Here is a 15,453-nt window from a genome sequence, read left to right on the forward strand (position 1 = left end):
AAAGCAGACATGAGCGTTGTTCTCACCGAGTTCGCCGACGGCATCGCCGTCTTCACTCTCAATCGCCCCGAGGCCAAGAACGCCGTCACCCTCGAGGTGTCCGAGGCACTCGCCGCCGCGATGGACGAATTCGAGGCACGCCCAGACCTGACCATCGGCATCCTCACCGGTGCCGGTGGAACGTTCTGCGCCGGTATGGATCTCAAGGCGTTCTCACGCGGTGAGCGACCCTCGATCCCCGGTCGCGGTTTCGGCGGCATCACCGAGGCACCGCCCACCAAGCCGCTCATCGCCGCGGTCGAAGGCTGGGCACTCGCGGGCGGATGCGAACTCGCGCTGTCCGCCGACCTCATCGTTGCGTCGCGCGAAGCGAAGTTCGGCATCCCCGAGGTCAAGCGTGGCCTCGCCGCCGCGGCCGGTGGCCTGCTGCGCCTGCCGAAGATCCTCCCGTACCCGCTGGCCATGGAGATGGCCATCACGGGCGACCCGCTCACCGCCGAGGTCGCCTTCCAGCACGGCCTGGTCAACCGCGTCACCGAGCCCGGCGAAGCGCTGACCGTCGCGAAGGAACTCGCTGCACGTGTCGCTGCGAACGGCCCGCTCGCCGTGAAGGCAACCAAGCAGGTCGTGGCGATGTCGGCGAAGTACACCGACCCCGACGCGTTCGTCGCGCAGCGCAAGTTCATCGACCCCGTGTTCGCCTCGAACGACGCCCAGGAAGGCGCCAAGGCATTTGCCGAGAAGCGCGCTCCGGTCTGGACAGGCGCATAGAAAGAGCTTCCCGATGCAGCGTTCGGCGGTGCGTTCGTGCGCACCGCCGGGCACCACAATCCGCCGACCGCCTAACATGAACGGGTGGACCTGCATCTCGTGACTTATTTCGTGGCCGTCATCGACCACGGCGGAATCACGAAAGCAGCTCAGGCTCTGTATATTTCACAGCCATCACTGTCGCAGGCCATCCGCACCTTCGAACGAAGGCTCGGCACCACCCTGTTCGACCGGACAGGTAGGCGTCTCACCCTCACCGAGGACGGCCGCACCCTCGAGATCGCGGCACGCCGCATACTCGTCGACGTCGAACGCGCGAAGAGCAAGGTCGCTGCGGTCCGCGAGCTCGAGGCAGGCCGGATCCAGATCGTGACCTACTCCGCGTTCTCGATCCATCCCGTCGTCGAACTCGTCCGACGGTTCCGAAGCCGCCACCCCGGCATCATGGTGTCGATCTCCGACTCCGACGGACCGGCCGGTGTGCACTCCGCCCTCCGGCGCGGCGAGGCCGAGATCGGAGTGACCGATCTGTCGGCCGAGCACGCAGGCATGATCACCGTTCCACTCCTCGAGCAGGAGATGGTCCTCGCTCTGCACCCCGACCTCGCGGCCGGCCTTCCCGATCCCGTCCCGCGCGAGATCGTCCGCAAGGTGCCCCTGGTCATCGATCTGGGATCACCCGCCGATGCCGCGAAGACCGGCGAGCTGCTGGGCTCCGACAATGTCGTTGTCGATTGTGCCCACCCCACCGCCATCTGGGAGTTCGTGATGCGCGGCACCGGAGCGACTGTGGTGCCCCGGCAGGTCGCCGAGAAGCAGATCCCCGGCGCAACCGTCCTGCGCCTCGACCCGCAGCTGCACCGCCCCGTCGGGCTCGTTCTGCGAGCCGGGGAGCCGTCACCGGCAGCGGCAGCATTCATCTCTGCCGCAACCGGCACGAAACCGGGAGCGTAGACACCATGGAATTCCGCCAGATCGAATACTTCCTCGCAGTCGTGGAGAACGACGGCATCAACGGCGCGGCTGCCGCGCTCGGCGTCGCGCAACCGACCGTGTCACAGGCGCTGCGCAGCCTCGAACGCGAGCTGAGTGTGCAGTTGTTCCACCGCATCGGCCGCGGCATGGTGCTCACCGCTGCCGGACACAGCCTCATCGGGCCGAGCCGCCAGATCCTGCGTGACGTGGCCGGGGTCGAAGAGCTGCTGACCTCCTCGTCGGCCGAGGTCACGGGTCGTCTCGACCTGATGGTGTTCCCGGCGCTCGCAACCGGCCCGATCATCGATCTGGTCGCCCAGTTCAGGCGTGCTCACCCGAAGGCCACGGTGCGCTTCGGTGATCTCCGCACCGAGGGCGACTCGGCTTCGTTGATCCGCGACGGGCACTGCGAATTCGTGGTCGCGCATCTGCCGCTCGAAGGCAGGCTCGGACTCGACGTCATCGAGCTGGGCGAACAGGAGTACTGGATGGTGTATCCGCCGGGGACCGAGCTGCCACCCGGTCCGGTCACGCTCTCGGCGATGCCCCCCATTCCGATGGTGTTCGTGCCGCGCGGAGGCGGAACGTTGAGCGACGAGTTCGATCACGAAATGCGCCAGGGAGGCCATCGGCCCCGCATCGCCGCACTCGCCAATCACCGCGAGGCGCGTCTGCCGATGGTGCTGGCGGGTGTCGGCGGGTCGCTGGTGGAGCGTTCGCTCGCCGAGTCTGTCCGTGACATTGCGGTCGTGCGGCCCTGCGAACCCACCTTCACCCGTACATTCGGCCTGGTGTTCGATCCCGCAGCGCTGTCGAAGGCCGGACGCGCGTTCGTCGACCTGGCAAAAACGGCAACGAACCGGACCTGAAGCGATCAATGTTCCGCGAGCCACGCGAGGGCGGCGACGACGAGCGCTTCCACCCCGGTGTCCAGTGTGGGTTGCACGACCGGTGCGAACGCCGGTGAATGATTGACCGGGATGTCCTGCGCGACCCGGCCGCGTTCCACGGCGTTCCGATAGGCCGACGGGTCGATGCCACCGATACCCCAGTAGGTGTAGGGAACGCCGAGCGCATTCGGGATGTCGCCGAAATCCTCGCTGGCCGTCTGCCGGGGCAGTTCCCGGTACCGGTCACCGAAATGCTCCGCGAACGCGACCGCCACCCTTGCGGTCACTTCACCGTCGTTGCGTGTCAGCGGAAAACGTTCGTAGAGTTCGAATTCCGGTTCTCTCGGCGAATCCGAGGCCTGACATTCGGCAGTCACGATCCTGCGGATCGCGCGTAGCATCGTCTCGCGGGTGCCCTCATCGTAGGTACGCATGTTGAGTTGCAGCACCGCACTGTCGGGGATCACGTTGCCCTTGCTGCCCGCATGGACACTGCCCACGGTGAGCACTGCGGACTCGCCGGGCGCGGTCTCCCTCGATACGACGGTCTGGAGGCGCACGATGATCATCGCGGCGAGCACCACGGGATCGACCGCGGCCTGCGGCATGGAACCGTGTGCTCCCCGCCCGTACACGGTGATGCGCATGCTGTCCGCGGCGGACAGGACCGCTCCGGATCTGGTGCCGACGTCGCCGGCCGATGCCGGAAGGACATGCTGAGCGAGCGCGACGTCGACGCCCGGCAGCAGTTCGGCGAGGCCGTCGCCGACCATGGCACGGGCGCCGTCGCCGGTTTCCTCGGCCTGCTGGAACAGCGTCACCAGGGTGCCCTGCCAATGGTGGGAGCCCTGCCGGAGCAGATCCGCCGCCCCGAGCAGTGCCGTGACGTGCACATCGTGCCCGCACGCGTGCATCACCGGCACATCATTTCCGTCTCCGTCGACCGTCCGGACGGTACTGGCGTAGGGGAGACCGGTCGCTTCTGCCACAGGCAGGGCGTCCATATCGGCGCGGAGCAGAACGGCGGGTCCGTGCCCGTTGCGCAGAATCCCGACGACTCCGGTGCCACCGATTCCCTCGTGCACCTCGTATCCGGTGTCGCGGAGGCGGCCTGCGACCTTGTTCGCAGTGGCGTGTTCCTGATGTGAGAGTTCCGGGTGCGCGTGCAGATCGCGGTAGAAGTCCTCCAGCCCACTGCGCACACTCGGTAGTGCGTCGAGGACCGCTCCAGCACGTGAAGACGAGATCATGCCTGACCACGGTAGCCCTCCCGGACATGATTTGGACGGCGAACGACCGGTGACACAGGCCTGCCCGCGGACGACGATGGAAACAATCACTCGTCCTCCTGCACGGAGATGACCGCTATGTCCACATCGATACCCGAACAGCCCTCGGCTTCCGTTGCCCGAACCGAATCCGTCGACGACTTCGCACAGCGCATCCTCGATGCCACGCTCGGCGCGATCGACGTGTTCTCCATCTATCTCGGAGACCGGCTCGGGTGGTACCGCAGTCTGGCCTCGGACGGACCTGCGACGGCAGACGAACTTGCCGACCGCACCGGCACGCATCCGCGGTATGCGCGGGAATGGCTCGAGCAACAGGCTGCCACGGGCCTGCTCTCGGTCGATGATGCCGAACCTCCGCGGTTCACCCTCTCTGCGGCCGGTGCGGAAGTACTCACGGACGAGCGAAGCCTGTCGTACATGACTCCGCTGCCGCGCATCCTCACCGGCGGTGCCATGCAGATGCCTGCGTTGCTCGAGGCGTATCGCACGGGCAGCGGCGTCGGCTGGGCGCAGTACGGCAGCGATGCCCGGGAGTCCCAGGCCGACGTGAATCGTCCGTGGTTCGAACAGGCCCTGCCCGGCGCATTGCACTCCGTACCCGATCTCGACGAGTTGCTGCGCACCCCTGGTGCCGCGATCGCAGACATCGGGTGCGGTGGCGCATGGTCCACTCTCACGCTCGCGCGCACCTACCCGGACGCCTCGGTTCACGGTTTCGACATCGACGCCGCGACCGTCGAAATGGCCCGGTCGAATGTCTCGTCCGAACCCGAAGTAGCACAGCGCATCACGATTACCGAGACCGACGCAGCCGGGCTGCCGGAGTCGACGTTCCTGGCGGTGTTCGCATTCGAGTGCATCCACGACATGCCGCAGCCCGTCGAGGTGCTCTCGGCGGCACGCCGGTCACTGGCTCCCGGTGGCGTGGTGATCGTCATGGACGAGGCCGTAGCCGACGAATTCACGGCGCCCGGCGACGAGGTCGAGCGGCTCATGTACGGATACAGTCTGATGTTCTGCCTTCCCGACGGTATGAACCATCAGCCCAGCGTGGGGACAGGAACGGTCATGCGACCCGCGACGCTGCGGCGATATGCGCACGAGGCCGGATTCGCCCGGATGGATGTCCTTCCCATCGAGAATTTCGGTTTCTTCCGTTTCTACCGGCTGTCGGACGGGTGAAAGTCTGCAGCGTCCGGTAGACAGACGACCATGCCCACCGACTCGACGCTGTTGCTCGTTCTGGATCTGACCGGCACCTTCGTCTTCGCCCTCAACGGTGCACTGACCGCGGTCCGCGTCGCACGGGTCGACATCGTCGGCGTGGTGACCCTGGGCATGTTCACCGCGCTGGGCGGCGGCACGATCCGGGATGTCCTCCTCGATGCACTGCCCCCGGCCACCTTCCTCGACTGGCGTTATCTCGCGATCGCCGCGGCGGGCGGGTTGATCGCGTTCGGTCTGAGTCGCGTGCTCGACCGCCTCTCGTTTCCCATCACGGTCCTCGACGCGATCGGCTTGAGCGTGTTCGCGGTCCTCGGCGCCGCGAAAGCCCTGGCTCTGGATTTCGGCGTCGTGCAGGCCGTCATCGTCGGCACGATCACCGCGGTCGGCGGCGGCACGATCCGCGATGTCATGGTCATGCGGATTCCGACGGTGCTGACCAGCGAGCTCTACGCCATTCCCGCGCTGGTCGGTGCGGCCGGATTCGCCACCGCCTACAGTCTCGGTTTCGGTGGAACGGTAGCTCTTCTCAGTTCTGCCGCATTGTGTTTCGCAATTCGGATGCTCGGCGTGCAATTCTCCCTGCATGCTCCGAGACCGCCCGGACAACATCTCGATCCGTAGATCGATGTCGACCGTCGTTCATCGCCGCGTCATCGGATGAGCAGCTCCTTGAGCGTATTCAGGTGGGTACGGGTGAGGGTGGCTGCGAGCCCGGCATCACGTGAGTCGATCGCGTCGTAGATGCGTTCGTGCGTGGCCTGGTCGGCGTCATCGCCGTGATCGCCTCGGTCGCGGAGCATGTCGACCATCGCCCGCCGGTTGCGCGGCGCGAAATGAGTGAACAACTCGAGAAGGATCGGACTGTGCGCCGCACGGAGGATGCCGCGGTGGAACGCCATGTCGGTGTCGACGTGTTTCTCGACGTCGACGCGGTGGTGCGCGCGGTCGGTCAGCGCGCGGCGCAGGTCCTCGAGTTCCTCCGGTGTGCGACGTTCAGCGGCCAGTGCGGATGCCTCGACCTCGATCGCGATGCGTGCTTCGATGACGGCAACGATGTCGGCGCGGCGCAGGACGGCATCCCAGTTCTCTGGGATATCGAGGGCGGTGACGAACACCCCTGCCCCTTGGCGCGACGCGAGCACCCCTTGACCGGCGAGTTGCCGGATGGCCTCGCGCACGGTCGAGCGTCCGACTCCGAGCGCAGGGGCGAGTGTGGTCTCCCCGGGAAGCTTGTCTCCGACTTTCCACTCGCCGCCCCTGATTCTCGACAGGAGAAGCTCGGCAGCCTGTTCGGCGAGGGATTCACGACGCACGAGTGACATGTCGGCATTCTCCCACCCTCAGCACTTCTCAGCTTGTCTGAGGAGTTGTGTTACTGTGGCCCGGTGTTCATCCGCGGATTCCTCCTTCTTCGCCGCCACGGCGGGGTATAGCCTGACCGGCTCCCGTCGTGGAGCTCGAACGTGCCGGTCGACACGTCACGACCCACAGAAGGAACCACCACCATGACCACCTTCCCCCGCATCGACACACCCGCCGGGCGAGTGCCTTCCACTGCCCCGTCCTGGAATCGGCAAGCTCACTCACAGATGCCCTCACACCGCTATCGCGATGTATATTCGCGCGTGGAAGTTCCACTCACAGAACGCGACTGGCCGCACGCACGCTTGACCACGGCCCCTCTGTGGGTCCCCGTCGACCTGCGCGACGGCAACCAGGCGTTGGCCGAGCCCATGGATCCGGCACGCAAACGCCGATTGTTCGAACTGATGGTTGCGATGGGATACAAGGAGATCGAGGTCGGCTACCCGTCCGCATCACAAACCGACTACGACTTCATCCGTCTCATCGCCGACACCGACATCGCACCCAGCGATGTCACCATCGTCGTATTCACCCCTGCCCGCCGCGACCTCATCGAGCGCACCGTGGATTCGATCCGCGGTGTCCGCAATGACGTTGTCGTCCACATGTACACGGCGACCGCACCGACATGGCGCGATGTCGTGCTCGGGCACGGCCGCGCTGCACTCACCGAGTTGATCGTCTCCGGCGGACGCGACGTACTGGAGTTCGCCGGCGACCTGGAGAATGTGCGCTTCGAGTTCTCGCCCGAGGTCTTCAACCTCACCGAACCCGACTACGCCCTCGAGGTCTGCGACGTCATGACGACGCTGTGGGATGCCTCGGCGCAGCGTCCCGTCATCGTCAACCTTCCCGCGACCGTGGAGATCGCAACGCCGAACGTCTATGCCGATCAGATCGAATACATGCACAAGAACCTCACTCGCCGTGATGCAGTGATCCTGTCCGTACACCCACACAACGACCGCGGCACCGGGGTCGCGTGTGCCGAACTCGCTGTCCTGGCCGGAGCACAGCGCGTCGAAGGCTGCCTTTTCGGCAACGGGGAGCGCACGGGCAATGTCGATATCGCCACTCTTGCCCTCAATCTGCATGCGCAGGGTATCGATCCGATGATCGACTTCTCCGACATCGACGCCATCCGGCGCACCGTCGAGCACGCGAACCGCATCGAGATCCATCCCCGGCATCCGTATGTCGGCGACCTCGTGCATACGGCGTTCAGTGGAACCCACCAGGATGCGATCAAGAAGGGTTTCGCCGAACACCGCGCCCGCGCGGCAGCCGAGGGCCGCCGCACCGACGAAGTCGATTGGCGCGTACCGTATTTGCCGATCGACCCCGCTGATCTCGGACGCAGCTACGATGCCGTCATCCGGGTGAACTCGCAGTCCGGCAAAGGTGGCATCGCCTACCTGCTGGAAACCGAGTACGGAATCGGACTGCCCCGCCGTTTGCAGATCGACTTCGCACACCACGTACAGATGCACACGGACGCCACCGGCAGCGAGGTCACTGCATCACAACTGTGGGGCATCTTCGAGGCCGAATACCTTGCCGCGCCGGCCGGTGACTCCGCCGTCGAACTGGCATGCTTCGGCACTACCGATGAGAGTACGACGGTCACACTGCGTGTCGGCGACTCCGAGCTCACCAGCGTGCATCACAACGTGGGTCCGGTGGAGGCGCTCACCGATGCACTCGCGCGAACCGGGATCTCCCTCGAAGTTCTCGGCCTCCATCAGACCAGCATCGGTTCCGGCAACGACAGTGACGCGCTCACTCTGATCGAGTACCGCAGTGGCACGGTCACACGGTGGGCCGCAGGGAGGAACCGTTCCGTGCTGACCGCGACCCTCGAGTCGCTCATCGGTGCTGCCAACCAGATCAGGCGTCGGCGGTAACCGACTTCGTCGCTGTCGATTTCGCCCAACGATAGTCGGCCTTGCCCGCGGGGGAACGCAGGATCTCGGGTACGACGACAACGTGCCGGGGGACCTTGTAGCCAGCGATGACGCTGCGGCAGTGATCGGCGAGTTCCTCCCGAGTCGGCTCCTGCGCGCCGTCGCGCAGTTGCACCACTGCCGAGACCTTCTCACCCAGAAGAGGATCCGGCACTCCGGTCACGAGGGCGTCGTGCACCGCGGGATGACCCTTGACCGCTTCTTCCACCTCTTCGGCATAGATCTTCTCACCGCCGCTGTTGATGCAGGCCGAGCCGCGTCCCAGTACGACGATCGTGCCGTCCGCCTCGACCGTTGCGAGATCGCCGAGGATCGAAAGGCGGGTGCCGTCCACCACTGGGAAAGTGGCTGCGGTCTTCTCAGGGTCGTTGAAGTAGCCGACAGGCACGTGCCCGACACGTGCCAGATAGCCGATGGTGCCGGAGCCGGGTTCCACGAGCGAGTAGTCGGTATCGACGACGCGCATCTTGGGGGAGGCAGCCAGTCGCGGTTTGCCGTCTTCTCCGGGGCTGAGGGGCCCGTTCGCTCCCGACTCCGATGAGCCGAAGGAGTTGAGCAGCATGATGTCGGGGAGTAGCTCCTTCAGCCGATCGCGCACACTGACCGACCACAGGGCGCCACCCGAGCCGATGACGATCAACGAGCTCAGATCGAAATCGTCGCGTCGCTCTGCGAGCACGTCGGCGATGGGCCTGCTGATCGCATCTCCGACCACCATGAGCACGGCGGCCTTGTGTTCGTCGATCAGACGTAGCGCGTCCGCCGGTTCGAAGTTGCGCATGAGGACCTGGGGAAAGCCCATGAACAGTCCCATGAGCACCGCGTACATGGCCGCCCCGTGCATCAGCGGAGCGGTCACGACGTACGTCAACGGGTGCTCGCCTGCGGCAGCCGCAGCGGCGAGCGACTCGGGAGTGCTGTGCGGATCGCCGTATGCGTTGCCTCCTCCGAGAGCTGCGAAGTAGAAGTCCTCGTGCCGCCACATCACACCCTTGGGCATGCCCGTGGTGCCGCCGGTGTAGAGGATGTAGAGATCGTCGTCGCTCCGGGGCGGAAAATCGCGTTTGGCGGACGCATTCGCCACGGCCTCCATATAGCGCACCACAGTGACGTCGGAAGCCGAGGCCACAGCATCGAGCTCCGGCGTGGGCCCATCCCCGACCACGACGATATGACGCAGGTGTGCAGCGTTGGGCAGGACCTCGGCGACGACTGCAGTGAGGTCGGCATCCACCACGAGCGCAACGAGTTCCGCATTGTTGTAGAGGTACTCGAGTTCTGCACCCACGTAACGGAAGTTGATGTTGATCGGGACGGCCCTGATCTTCATCGCGCCCAGCATCGTATCGAGGAACTCGAGACTGTTGCGCATGTGCAGGCCGACGTGATCGCCGGGCTCGACACCCGCAGCGGCGAGGTGATGCCCGATTCGATTGGCAGCGGCGTCGTACTGCGCGTAGGTGTGCGATCGGTCGCCGGAGACGAGAGCTGCGCGATCGGGAATCGCGTCGACCACCGCTTCGGTGAGGTCGGCCAGATTCAGAGACATGTTTGCCCTTCCGATCGGTCCTGCGACGACGCGATCACATCCGCTTCCGATGTGTCCCGCATCACTGTGGCCAGAAGTAGAACACATATCAGTTCTGCCTTCAACGGATGCTTCCGACCAGCAGAACGGACAACGGTCGGCCGGCAGATGCCGGCCGACCGTCGTCGGTAGAGAGAGTGGGTCGTGTCAGGACACGCGTTCGAAGATCGCGGCGAGGCCCTGTCCACCACCGATGCACATGGTCTCGAGGGCGTAGCGACCCTCACGGCGGTGCAGTTCACGGGCGAGCGTCGCGAGCATGCGACCACCGGTCGCGCCGACGGGGTGACCGAGCGAGATGCCGGAACCATGGATGTTGGTGCGCTCGAAGTCGGCGGCACCGAACTTCCACTCGCGGGTCACGGCCAACGCCTGTGCCGCGAAGGCTTCGTTGAGTTCGATGACGTCGACGTCGGCCAGCGTGATGCCGGCCTTGGCGAGGGCGATCTCGGTGGCGGGCACCGGGCCGATACCCATGATCTTGGGCGCTACACCGGCCACACCCCACGACACGATTCGCACGAGCGGCGTCAGACCCAGCTCGGCTGCCTTCTCCGGCGTGGTGACGATAGCCATCGATGCGGCATCGTTCTGACCGCTCGCATTCCCCGCCGTGACGGTCGCCTCGGGATCCTGCTTGCCCATGATCGGGCGCAGCTTCGCCAGCGTGTCGACGGTGGTGTCAGCACGAGGATGCTCATCGGTGTCGATGACCTCGTCACCCTTACGACTGCTCACGGTGACGGGAATGATCTCTTCGGCGAGGATGCCTGCCTGCTGAGCGGCCACCGCGCGACGGTGCGATTCGGCGGCGAGTTCGTCCTGCTCCTGACGGCTGATGCCGTACTCGGCGCGCAGGTTCTCGGCAGTCTCGATCATGCCGCCGGGGACCGGGTAGTGCTTGCCTCCGGCAGTCGAGCGGGCACGGACCAGGCCGTCGTGCATCTGCACACCGGTGCGGGCACCGCCCCAGCGGATGTCGGTCGAGTAGAACGCTGCGTTGCTCATCGACTCGGCGCCACCGGCGACGACGAGTTCGTTGTCGCCGTTTCCGACCTGCAGCGCGGCCTGGATGACGGCCTGCAGACCGGAGCCACACCGGCGGTCGATGTGCATGCCGGGCACGGTGACCGGAAGCCCTGCGTCGAGAGCGACGACACGACCGATGGCCGGGGCCTCACTGTTGCCGTTGCAGTGGCCGAGAATGACGTCGTCGACCTCGTCGGGAGACACACCCGTCCGCTCGAGCAGACCCTTCAGTGCCGTGACACCGAGATCGACTGCGGTGAGGGACTTGAACATTCCGCCGTAGCGGCCGATCGGGGTACGGACGGGCTCGCAGATGACAACTTCGCGCATGATGACCTTTCGAGACGTGGGTGACGGGACCGTCACATGAAGCGGCCGCCGGTGACCTCGAGGACGGTGCCGGTCATGTAGGACGACATGTCGGAAGCGAGGAACAGTGCAACAGAGGCAATTTCATCGACCTCACCCGGACGGCCCATCGGGATCTCGGCCATCTTGCCGTCCCATGCCTTCTGCGGCATGGCCTCGGTCATCGCCGAACGGATCAGGCCGGGCTGGATCGCGTTGACGCGGACACCGTGGTGCGCCATCTCCTTCGCTGCGGCCTTGGTCAGACCCACGATGCCCGCCTTCGCCGCGGAGTAGTTGGTCTGGCCGACCATGCCGACCTTGCCGGACAGCGATGAGATGTTGACGATTGCGCCGCGCTTGGCCTCGCGCATGATCGCGGCAGCCTTGCGGGTGCCGTGCCAGGTGCCCTTGAGATGCACGGAAATGACGAGGTCGAAATCCTCCTCGGTCATCGTGCGCATCGTCGCGTCGCGGGTGATACCTGCGTTGTTGACCACGACATCGAGAGAGCCGAACCCGTCGACGGCCTCTGCGAGGAGGGTGTCCCAATCGGCGGATTCGACGACGTTCGCTTTCACCGCACGCGCCACGTCCCGGCCGCCGAGCTTCTCCGCTGCTGCGGTGGCGGCGTCGAGATCGAGATCGCCGATGACGACGCGGGCACCGGCTGCGACGAAGTTCTGGGCGATCGCGAATCCGATACCCTGGGCGCCACCTGTGATCACGGCGGTACGGTTCTCCAACAGCGACATCTGAAATCCTTTCGAGGGGACCTGAGTTGTCCCCGAAACGGGTCGATGTCTTCGAATATATCCACGCAACGACCCGAATCACCCCCCGGAATCCATCGAGACTGCCTATATGGGAATGGCGCCATTCGTATTGGACACCGCCTGGGACTGCCTCGAAAGTGGTAGGCATGACACTTGCGACTCCGACCCCCGAGGTCGACGAAGACGACTTCCGCGAGATCCTCGCCCAGACCCGCGCGTTCGTGCGCAATGTCGTGGTCCCCCGCGAGCAGGAGATCGCCGACACCAACGCAATTCCAGACGACATTCGACAGGCCGCCAAGGACATGGGCCTGTTCGGGTACGCCATCCCGCAGGCGTGGGGCGGTCTCGGCCTGAACCTCCAGCAGGACGCCGAACTCGCCATGGAACTCGGCTACACCACCCTGTCGCTTCGCTCGATGTTCGGCACCAACAACGGCATCGCCGGTCAGGTTCTCGTCAATTTCGGTACCGACGAGCAGAAGCAGCAGTGGCTCGAGGGCATCGCCTCCGGCGACGTCGTCGCGTCGTTCGCGCTCACCGAGCCCGGCGCCGGCTCCAACCCGTCGGGTCTGCGCACCAAGGCCGTCCGTGACGGCGACGACTGGGTGATCACCGGCGAGAAACGTTTCATCACCAACGCGCCGCTCGCGAACCTGTTCGTCGTGTTCGCCCGCACCCGCCCGGCCGACAGCGACGGCACCGGTATCGCGGTGTTCCTCGTTCCCGCCGACACCGAAGGTGTGCAGGTCTCCGGCAAGGACGCCAAGATGGGACAGGAAGGCGCCTGGACCGCAGACGTGCACTTCAACGAGGTGCGGGTGCCGAATTCGGCTCTCGTCGGCGGCAGCGAGGACGTCGGATACAAGGCCGCGATGGTTTCCCTCGCGCGCGGTCGCGTCCACATCGCTGCGCTGTCGGTCGGACAGGCACAGCGCGCGCTCGACGAGTCCGTCGAGTACGCGGCCACCGCAACTCAGGGCGGCAACCCGATCGGCAATTTCCAGCTTGTGCAGGCGATGATCGCCGATCAGCAGACCGGCGTGATGGCCGGTCGCGCCCTCGTGCGCGACGCAGCACGGGCATGGGTCGAGGAGACCGACCGCCGCATCGCTCCGTCGGTGGCGAAGCTGTACTGCACCGAGATGGTCGGCAAAGTCGCCGATCTCGCCGTGCAGATCCACGGCGGCACCGGCTACATGCGCGAGGTGCCGGTCGAGCGCATCTACCGTGACGTGCGTCTGCTGCGCCTGTACGAGGGCACCAGCGAGATCCAGCGTCTGATCATCGGCGGCGGACTCGTCAAGCAGGCCCAGCGCTCCTGACCGGTTACGGGAATCAGGCGGTGCAGCGCACCGACAACTCCCACAGTGCCGCTGCGGCTGCGGGATCGGTGGCGTGGTCTTCGGCCCGCCCGATCCCGCAGTCCGCGAGGTAACTCCCGCCCGCAGCCTCCAGGTCCGGGGATGTTGCGGCCCAGACCGAGGTCGCGGCGCCGGCAGGGATCGACTTCAGGTTCGTCAACAGTTCCGGCTTGCCTGCGCTCATCCGCTTCATCTCGGCCATGTCGTCACGGGACATGTGTCGTGCCAAGGACGTCGCACACACGCCGGGGTGCACGGCGAACGCGTGCACACCGCGTCCACCGAAACGCCGTTCGAGTTCGACGGTCATGAGCACATTCGCCGACTTCGACCGGGCGTAGGCGACGAACTTGTCGTAGTCGGTGCGTTCGAAATGCGGGTCGTCGAAATCCACGCCGGATGCTTGATGTGCATCGGACGACACCGTCACCACGCGCGACGAGACACCCGATCGGGCGGCGCCCGCCTCGAGACTCGGAACCAGCAACGTCGTGAGCAGAAAATGTCCGAGATGATTGGTGCCGAACTGCAATTCGAATCCGTCGCGTGTGCGCTGGAACGGCGTGTACATCACACCGGCGTTGTTGATGAGCAGATCGATCGCGTCGTGACCGGCACGAATATCAGCGGCTGCAGACCGCACACTCGACAGGTCGGCCAGATCCAGGCGCACCGAATGCACCTGCGCATCCGGGATTGCGACGCGGATCTTCTCGGCGACCGCACCGAGACCGTCCTCGTCGCGGGCGGTGAGCACAACTGTGGCCCCCACGGACGCCAGCGCTCGCGCCGTCTCCCCGCCGAGCCCGCTCGTCACGCCGGTGACCACAGCCGTACGACCGGTGAGGTCGACGCCCGGCAGAACGTCGTCGGTGGTGGTGCCGGAGCCGTACAGATTCGATTCCATTGGGTTCAATCCCACGGTAGTTCCTTCCAGTCCTTCGACACACTCGCAGTCCACAGCGGTGGTCGCCGCTCGAGGAACGCACGGACGCCTTCGGCGGCGTCCTCGCCGCCCATCACCCGGTGGTGCAATTCGGTTTCGTGATCCGCGACCTCTTCCGGTGTGAATCCGTTCATCGCGGTGTCCCACAACAGACGTTTGGACAGCGCAGCAGACATAGGTGCGACGTTCACGGCGATGTCGCGGGCGATCTCCAGTGCCGCGGGCAGCACCTCACCGGCGGGCAACGACCGGCTCGCGATACCCAGCCGCGCTGCCTCCTGCCCGTCGAAGGTCCGGCCGGTGAGCAGGATGTCGGCGGCAGCGGCCAGGCCGGCAATCTTCTGAACAGTCCAGTGCGACATGGCATCCGGAATCACACCACGGCGCACCTGCGGGATCGCGTACTTGGCGTCGTCGGCGGCGATGCGGATATCGGCCTGCATAGCGATGGTCAGCCCGATACCGATCGCATGACCGTTCATCGCCGCGATGACGGGGGTGCGCAGCCGGAACGCGGGCGGATCGACCGGCGACGCCGTGAAACCCGCCCCGGCCTCGGCGAACGTATCGGCGCCTGCCGTCAGGTCGGCTCCCGCGCAGAAGGCGGGCGGGGTGCCCGTGAGGACGATGACCCGCACGTCGTCGTCTGCGTCGAACTCCCGGTAGAGCGCACCGAGCCGCCGGCCCATATCGCCGGTGAAGGCGTTGCGGTGGCGCGGACGGTCGAGGGTGATGATCGCGATACCGTCGCGGACCTCGGACAACACCCCGGTCACGATCCGAACGCTTTCAGCGCAGTGACATCGAACGCTTTCAGCGCAGTGACCAGATCGGCGATGTGCTCGTCGCGCACAGGGTTACGAACTGCTCGACATTCTGTGAGCAAATGTGAACAAACATGATCGAATGTGTTCACAA

At 65.6% G+C, this 15,453-nt stretch carries 14 protein-coding genes; 7 read left to right on the plus strand and 7 right to left on the minus strand.

The window, feature by feature from the left end:
- Window positions 1-9 precede the first annotated feature (9 nt).
- The 3 genes from ACSYG9_RS09260 (at window position 10) to ACSYG9_RS09270 (ending at window position 2,615) form a co-directional block, all read left to right on the plus strand.
- Window positions 10-771 carry a crotonase/enoyl-CoA hydratase family protein gene (locus ACSYG9_RS09260; RefSeq protein WP_054718091.1) on the plus strand — a complete coding sequence of 254 codons (762 nt, stop codon included), beginning with the start codon at window positions 10-12 and terminating at the stop codon, window positions 769-771.
- Between the two features lie 84 nt (window positions 772-855).
- Complete coding sequence (locus ACSYG9_RS09265) at window positions 856-1,725, plus strand: LysR family transcriptional regulator (RefSeq protein WP_454842190.1); 870 nt, start codon at window positions 856-858, stop codon at window positions 1,723-1,725.
- 5 nt (window positions 1,726-1,730) lie between these two features.
- Window positions 1,731-2,615 (plus strand): LysR family transcriptional regulator, encoded by an 885-nt coding sequence (locus ACSYG9_RS09270; protein WP_169689402.1) that lies wholly within the window; start codon window positions 1,731-1,733, stop codon window positions 2,613-2,615.
- 5 nt (window positions 2,616-2,620) lie between these two features.
- On the opposite strand, the gene ACSYG9_RS09275 is transcribed toward ACSYG9_RS09270, so the two are convergent.
- Window positions 2,621-3,886 (minus strand): amidohydrolase, encoded by a 1,266-nt coding sequence (locus ACSYG9_RS09275; protein ID WP_454842191.1) that lies wholly within the window; start codon window positions 3,884-3,886, stop codon window positions 2,621-2,623.
- 117 nt (window positions 3,887-4,003) lie between these two features.
- On the opposite strand from ACSYG9_RS09275, the gene ACSYG9_RS09280 reads away from it, so the two are divergent.
- Window positions 4,004-5,110 (plus strand): methyltransferase domain-containing protein, encoded by a 1,107-nt coding sequence (locus ACSYG9_RS09280; protein ID WP_440126890.1) that lies wholly within the window; start codon window positions 4,004-4,006, stop codon window positions 5,108-5,110.
- Window positions 5,111-5,140: 30 nt separating this feature from the next.
- A complete protein-coding gene (locus ACSYG9_RS09285; RefSeq protein WP_440126891.1) occupies window positions 5,141-5,776 on the plus strand; it encodes a TRIC cation channel family protein in 636 nt (211 codons plus the stop codon).
- 29 nt (window positions 5,777-5,805) lie between these two features.
- Here ACSYG9_RS09285 and ACSYG9_RS09290 read toward each other — a convergent pair whose 3' ends face one another.
- Complete coding sequence (locus ACSYG9_RS09290) at window positions 5,806-6,477, minus strand: FCD domain-containing protein (protein WP_440126892.1); 672 nt, start codon at window positions 6,475-6,477, stop codon at window positions 5,806-5,808.
- 267 nt (window positions 6,478-6,744) lie between these two features.
- Here ACSYG9_RS09290 and ACSYG9_RS09295 point away from each other — a divergent pair, with 267 nt between their 5' ends.
- Entirely contained in the window at window positions 6,745-8,424 is a 1,680-nt protein-coding gene (locus ACSYG9_RS09295; protein ID WP_454842923.1) for a 2-isopropylmalate synthase, read from the plus strand.
- On the opposite strand, the gene ACSYG9_RS09300 is transcribed toward ACSYG9_RS09295, so the two are convergent.
- From ACSYG9_RS09300 to fabG, 3 genes are all read right to left on the minus strand, one after another.
- The gene (locus tag ACSYG9_RS09300; protein WP_454842193.1) at window positions 8,408-10,033 is read right to left on the minus strand and encodes an acyl-CoA synthetase; all 1,626 of its coding nucleotides are present in this window, start codon (window positions 10,031-10,033) and stop codon (window positions 8,408-8,410) included. The genes ACSYG9_RS09295 and ACSYG9_RS09300 overlap by 17 nt on opposite strands.
- Window positions 10,034-10,219: 186 nt before the next feature.
- Window positions 10,220-11,431: an acetyl-CoA C-acetyltransferase gene (locus ACSYG9_RS09305; protein WP_454842194.1), complete on the minus strand. Its 1,212-nt coding sequence runs from the start codon at window positions 11,429-11,431 to the stop codon at window positions 10,220-10,222.
- A gap of 32 nt (window positions 11,432-11,463) precedes the next feature.
- Window positions 11,464-12,204 (minus strand): 3-oxoacyl-ACP reductase FabG, encoded by a 741-nt coding sequence (gene fabG / locus ACSYG9_RS09310; RefSeq protein WP_454842196.1) that lies wholly within the window; start codon window positions 12,202-12,204, stop codon window positions 11,464-11,466.
- A 167-nt stretch (window positions 12,205-12,371) separates the two neighbouring features.
- On the opposite strand from fabG, the gene ACSYG9_RS09315 reads away from it, so the two are divergent.
- A complete protein-coding gene (locus ACSYG9_RS09315) occupies window positions 12,372-13,550 on the plus strand; it encodes an acyl-CoA dehydrogenase family protein (protein WP_169689394.1) in 1,179 nt (392 codons plus the stop codon).
- A gap of 13 nt (window positions 13,551-13,563) precedes the next feature.
- Here the strand turns inward: ACSYG9_RS09315 and ACSYG9_RS09320 are convergent, their stop codons facing one another.
- Both ACSYG9_RS09320 and ACSYG9_RS09325 read right to left on the minus strand, forming a co-directional pair.
- Window positions 13,564-14,511, minus strand: coding sequence for an SDR family NAD(P)-dependent oxidoreductase (locus ACSYG9_RS09320; protein WP_454842199.1), 948 nt, complete (start codon window positions 14,509-14,511; stop codon window positions 13,564-13,566).
- On the minus strand, window positions 14,502-15,314 hold the full coding sequence (locus ACSYG9_RS09325; RefSeq protein ID WP_454842924.1) for an enoyl-CoA hydratase/isomerase family protein: 813 nt from the start codon (window positions 15,312-15,314) through the stop codon (window positions 14,502-14,504). The genes ACSYG9_RS09320 and ACSYG9_RS09325 overlap by 10 nt, the downstream gene beginning before the upstream one ends.
- Between the last annotated feature and the right edge of the window lie 139 nt (window positions 15,315-15,453).

The organism is Rhodococcus sp. SJ-2, from assembly GCF_053750035.1.